General features: G+C 71.7%; 5 protein-coding genes. All 5 read right to left on the bottom strand.

Annotation, left to right across the window (positions count from 1 at the left end; all coding sequences use genetic code 11):
* Positions 1-122: 122 nt before the first annotated feature.
* A complete protein-coding gene (locus tag E1281_RS36920) occupies positions 123-695 on the bottom strand; it encodes a hypothetical protein (RefSeq protein WP_131884342.1) in 573 nt (190 codons plus the stop codon).
* The gene (locus E1281_RS36915) at positions 692-1,945 is read right to left on the bottom strand and encodes an MlaD family protein (RefSeq protein WP_131884341.1); all 1,254 of its coding nucleotides are present in this window, start codon (positions 1,943-1,945) and stop codon (positions 692-694) included. The genes E1281_RS36920 and E1281_RS36915 overlap by 4 nt, the downstream gene beginning before the upstream one ends.
* Before the next feature lies 1 nt (position 1,946).
* Positions 1,947-3,233 carry an MCE family protein gene (locus tag E1281_RS36910; protein WP_243717765.1) on the bottom strand — a complete coding sequence of 429 codons (1,287 nt, stop codon included), beginning with the start codon at positions 3,231-3,233 and terminating at the stop codon, positions 1,947-1,949.
* Positions 3,233-4,471 carry an MCE family protein gene (locus tag E1281_RS36905; RefSeq protein WP_131884340.1) on the bottom strand — a complete coding sequence of 413 codons (1,239 nt, stop codon included), beginning with the start codon at positions 4,469-4,471 and terminating at the stop codon, positions 3,233-3,235. The genes E1281_RS36910 and E1281_RS36905 overlap by 1 nt, the downstream gene beginning before the upstream one ends.
* 1 nt (position 4,472) lies before the next feature.
* A partial coding sequence (locus E1281_RS36900) for an MCE family protein (RefSeq protein WP_347813335.1) occupies positions 4,473-5,578 on the bottom strand: 1,106 nt, incomplete at its 5' end.

Below are 5,578 nucleotides of genomic sequence, written 5' to 3'. Positions count from 1 at the left end.
CCCCAGCCCCGCCGCCCGCTTGAGTGCTGGAACGAGCGGCGGCGGGGCGGGTCTCTTGCGCGGGATCCGGACGCGGCGCGCCGGGCGCTCCCGCCGTGTCCGCGGTTCCTGTTCGGTGACGCTCACGGCCCGCTCCCCCCGGCAGGCGGGCCCCCGGGCGCCAGCGGCTTGAGCGAGCTGACCTTCCATCCGCCGGCGACCCGTTGCATCCCGACCTCGTAGCGCTTGCGCTGCTCGGTGCGCCGGCCGTCGTCCCCGGTGGCCTCGGTGAAGATCCGGACGGACGCGACGACGGTCGCCTTGCCCGCGGGGTCGTCGAACTCGGTGACGGCGAGCGCGGTGACCTTGCCGTGGGAGGGCGCGGTCTGCTTGGCGAACTTCGCACGCGCGGTGGGCATGTCGGCCTTGAGGGCCTCATGGAACGGCCCCGTGGCGACCCGCTGCCAGTGCGCGAGGTCGATGTCGGCCCGCTTGGGATCGATGGTGTTGAGCAGCGTGATGTGCTGGACGGCCGCCCGGGTGAGATCGTCCCGCGCGGCGGCGTACTCGTTGTCGGCGCCCCGGTCGGCCTGGTAGAGCGACCAGAGGGACGAGCACAGGAACACCGTGGCCGCGGCGATGAGCACGAATCCGACCGGGCGGATCAGGGGGATCGCCCGGATGGCCGTGCGGCGCGCCGCCGCAGCGCCGATCACGGTGTGCCGCCCAGTCCGAGGAGGCCGCGCAGGTCGGCGGGCACGGCCGGTTGCCCGGCCGTGGCGGACAGCCCGAACGTGCTGAGGATGTCGGCGATATCGGTTCTGCTCGTGGTTCCGGGCCTGGCCGGCGCGGGAACCCCCTTGCGCGGCGCGTTCGCCGTGCCGCGCACGTTGATCCCGGAGCTCGGCGGTTCGGTGCAGCGGGCGCCGGTGTTGAACGGCGCGGACGACAGTTCGGTCTCCCCGTTGCGGTACTCGGTCCCGCCGTAGCCGCGCGTGCAGGGCTGGGGGTTGAAGAACGTGGTCACGAAGCCGACCCGCAGCTTGTTCCCGGACACGAGGGTGGTCACCATCCCGGCGATCTGCGGGAACCGGACCAGTAGTTCCTCGATGGCCGCCTGCCGCGGTTCGCCCACGCGCGCCATGGTGAGGAGGTTGGCCAGCAGCACGCTCAGCTTCGGGTCCAGGTCGCGCAGCAGGCCGGACATCTCGGCCGCCGCCCCCGGACCGGACGCGATGATGTCGCGCAGGTCGGCGTCGGAGTCACGGAGCTGCCGGGCCAGCAGCCGCGTGTTGTACGAGAACGACTTGAACGCGCCCGACAGCTCGTTCTGGGTGCGCAGCACCTCCTCGCCGTTGTGGATCAGCGCGCGGGTCTCGGGGAACGCGGCGTCGGACGCCGCCACGAACCGGGAGCTGGTGTCGAGGAGCTGCTGGAGGTGCGGCCCCTGCCCGGCGAACGCCAGGCCCAGCTCGTCGATCAGGATCTCGAGGTCGTTGAGCGGAAGCGACGCGGTCAGGTCGTTGACGCTCTTGAGCGTCTCGTTCACCGGCGCCGGTGTGGTGGCAGCGCTGCGCGGGATCGTGGCGCCCTGCGCGAGGTAGGGCCCGGAGCCTGTTCGAGGCCGCAGGTCGACGTACTGCTCACCCACGGCGGAACGGTTGGCGACGACCGCTTGCAGGCTCGCGGGAATCTCCGGGGCGGAGTTCTCGATGTGCAGTTCGGCGATGACGCCGTCGTCCGACAGATCGAGCTTGCCGACCTCGCCGACGGTGACGCCGCGGTAGGAGACCGCCGACCCCTCGAAGAGCCCGCCGGTGGTCGGGAGGTCGAGCTCGACGGTGTAGTAACCGCGCATCCCGACGTAGCGCCCGAGGTCGGCGTAGCTGATGCCGACGTAGGCGATCACGGTCAGCGCGATCACGATGAAGGTGACGATCTTGATGCGGATGCCCACGGTCAGCATGTCAGTCGCCCTCCCCGAGCGTCGGCAGCGGCAGAAGCGGGTCCTCGCCGGGGATGACGGGGACACCGCTTCCAGGGACGCCGGAGCCGGGCTCGCCGGACGGAACCTGCGGTCCGCCCTGCTGCGGCGTCGGGGCGGTGGACGTGGGCGCGTCGGCGCCCTGGCCCGTGCGCGTCGGATCGGGGCACGGCTCGGGCCGCGGGCCCGGGGGAGGCTCCTCGGCCTGCGCTGCCATCGCGCGCCGCTGCGCCTCCTCCTCGTCGTCGATGTAGTCGAACGGTCCTTCCTCCTCAACCGGCGGGGCGACGCAGTTGAAGCCCTCGGCGGCGACGACGGTCAGGTAGCCGTTCAGGTAGTCGCCCTTGACGGCCTTGAGCGCCTCGTCGGTGAACGGGAAGGTCAGCAGCACTTCGAGCGACTTCGGCAGGTCGCGTCCGGAGTCGGCGAGCTTGTCGAGGATGACGGCGAGCGAGCGCAGGTTCGCGACCGTGTCGTCCTTGCTCTCGTTGATCACCTTGACGGCGGTGTCCGAGAGCTTCTCCAGCTCGCGGAGCATCTGCACGAGCTGCCCGCGCTGCTCCTCCAGGACCTTCAGGCCCGGCGACAGGTCGTCGAGCACCGTCGCGACCTGGCCCTCGCGGGACCGCACCGTGGACGACAGCCGGTTGAGCCCGTCGAGCGCGTCGGTGATCGACTTGCGGTTCTGGTTGAGGGTCCCGGTCAGCCGGCTGAGGTTGCGCAGCGCGGACCGGACCGTCTCCTCCCGCCCGCCGAGCGCCTGGTTGAGCTCCCGGTTGATCGTCCGGATCTGCGGGAGCCCGCCGCCCGACAGCAGCAGCGACAGCGCCCCGAAGACCTCCTCGACGTCCGCGTTGCGCGAGGTGCGGGCCAGCGGGATCGTCGCGCCGTCGGCCAGCGGCTGCGCGGACGGGGTGGCCGGGGCGGCCAGCTCGACGTACTTCTCCCCCAGCAGGCTCGACTGCTCCAGGTTCGCGGTCGCGTTCGCCGGTAGGCGGACGTCGCCGTTCACGATCAGCGTGACCTCGGCGTCCCACGCCCCCTCCGGCAGCGACACCCCCTTCACGCGGCCGACCGGGACGTCGTTGACCCGGACGGCGGCCTGCGGGACGAGGTTCAGCGCGTCCTCGAACTGCACCTTCACCTCGTAGGGGTTGTCGCCGAGGTCGGCGCCGCCGGGCAGCGGGATGTCCTCGAGCTGCGTCGAGCAGCCGCCGGCCAGCACCGCGGCGGCCACGCACACCGCCATCACCTTCGTGGGCACGCGCATCAGCGGCCTCCCTCGTCGCCGGTGCCGGAGTAGATGCGGCCCGCGGGCGGCAGCGGCAGCGCGGGGACACCGGACGTCCCGGACGGCGGAACCGCGGTGAGCCCCGAGGTCCGCAGCCGCTCGCACTGCTCGCGCAGCGTCTCCGTGGCGGAGGCCGCCGCCGCGCAGACCGACCGGGTGTCGGCGGCCTGGGGATCGACGCCCGGCTGGCTGGTGCTGCCGAACGCCTTGGTGATCTCCAGCAGGTTGCCGCGGCTCATCAGCGAGCGGGTCTTCGGGTCGTAGGCGTTCAGCGCGTTCTGCGCCACCAGCGGCGTCGTGTCGATGATCTCGGCGAGCGACGCGCGCTGGTCGACCAGGACCTGCGTGATGCCGGCGAGCTTGTCGACGTTCTTCTTGAGCCCCTCGCGGTTGTCGGCGATGAACTGCTTCACCTCGCCGAGCGCCCGCGCCAGGCTCGCCAGGGCGGCCCCGAGTTCCTGCCGGTCGGCGGCCAGGAAGCCGCTGACCTCGGCGAACTGGTTCTCGACCAACCGGATCTGCTCCTCGTTGTCGCGGAGCATCGTGCTGAACCTGTTGAGGTTGGACACGGTCGCGTACAGGTCGCCGCTGGAGTCGGCGAGCGTCTGGGACGCCTTGCCGAGGTCGGCGATCGTGGTGTTGAGCAGCTTGCCGTTGCCGCCGAGGTTGGCGGCGCCGACGCTGATGACGTCCGACAGCGCGCCCTGCGCGTTCAGCCCCTGCGTCCCCAGGTCGTTCGAGAACTTCCGGACGGCCTCGTAGAGCTGGTCGAGTTCGAGCGGCGTCGCCGTCCGGCTCACGTCGATCGCGGCGCCCTCGGCCATCTTCGGTCCGCCGCTGTAGGCGGGGTCGAGCTGGATGTAGCGGTCGGAGACGAGGTTCGGGGCGATGACGACGGCGCGGGCGCCGGCGGGGACGTCCACGTCGCCGTCGACCGTCATGTCGACCTTGACCCGGGTGCCGAGCGGCTCGATGGTGTCGATCGAGCCGACCTTGACGCCGAGGACGCGGATGTCGGAGCCGGGGTAGACGCCGATGGCGGTGGCGAAGTAGGCGGTGATCCGGCGTCCGGGGCCGTCGCTCAGCACCGGGATCAGCGCGATCCCGACCAGGGTCAGGAAGATCACGACGATCGCTTCCAGGACGAGGATCTGCCGGTCCCGCGTCGGCGACGGGAGGCGGGGCAGCTTCAGGCTGCGTGTGGGGGACGACGCCATGTCACCGGCCTCCCGTCAGGTGCGGCGGTTCGCAGCCCTTGGCGGGCGGCGTCCAGTTGCCGTTCTCCAGGTAGTTCTTGGGGACCGTGCCGCACAGGTAGCCGTCCACCCAGCGGCCGTTGCCGGTCGCGTTGCCGACGACCCGCAGGTACGGGACGGCGGTCTCCAGGACCCGGTCGAGGTTCTTCTGGTTGCGTTCGAGGGTGTCGGTGACCCTGTCGAGGGAGGCGAGCGTCGGCCCGAGGGTGCGCCGGTTGTCGTTGACGAGGCCGACCAGCTCGTCCGCGAGGCGCCGCGTGCCGACGAGCATCGCGTGGATCGCGTCGCGGCGGCGGCGGAGCTCGGCGAACAGCAGGTTGCCGTCCTCGAAGAGGGACTCGAACTGGCTGTTCTGCGCCGCGATCGTCCCGGAGAGCTGCTTGGTCCCCGCGAGGAGCCGCGCCAGCTCGGCGTCCCGCGACGCGATCGTGTTCGACAGCGACGACAGGCCCTGGAGCGCGACGCGCACGCTCGGCGGGGTGTCCTCGAACGTGGTGGAGATCGACTCCAGGCTCGCGGCCAGCGTGGCGGTGTCGAGCTGCTCGAACGTCCGGCCGAGGTCCTGGAACGCGGTCGTCACGTCGTAGGGGGAGACGGTCCGCTCCAGCGGGATCGGCTGGTCCGGGTCCTGCTCGCGCGAGCCGAGCGGGTCGATCTGGAGGTACTTCGACCCCAGCAGCGTTTTGATCATGATGGAGGCGCGGGTGGAGTTCCCGACCCAGGTGTCGCGGACCCGGAAGGTGACCTTCACCTTGTCGCCCTCCAGCTCGACGCCCGTCACCTTGCCGACCTTCACCCCGGCGACGCGGACCTCCTGGTCCGGCTTCAGCCCGGCGGCCTCGGAGAAGTAGGCGTCGTAGCTCGTGCCGCCGCCGATGACCGGCAGGTCGTCGGCGCGGAAGGCCAGCATGCCGAGCACCAGCAGCACCACGAGCCCGATGATCGACACGGGGATCGGGTTGCGCTCCCGCAGCGGCTTCAGCCGCGGCCTGCCCTTCTTCGGGCGCGGCAGCGCACGCGGCAGCGGCGCGGTCGCCCCGCCCGGCGGCGTGTCGCCGGGGGGTGGGC

Source organism: Actinomadura sp. KC345, assembly GCF_004348515.1.
GTDB lineage: Bacteria > Actinomycetota > Actinomycetes > Streptosporangiales > Streptosporangiaceae > Spirillospora.
Note: the sequence above shows the minus strand (reverse complement) of the source record. Positions and strands in the feature narration are given on the sequence as shown.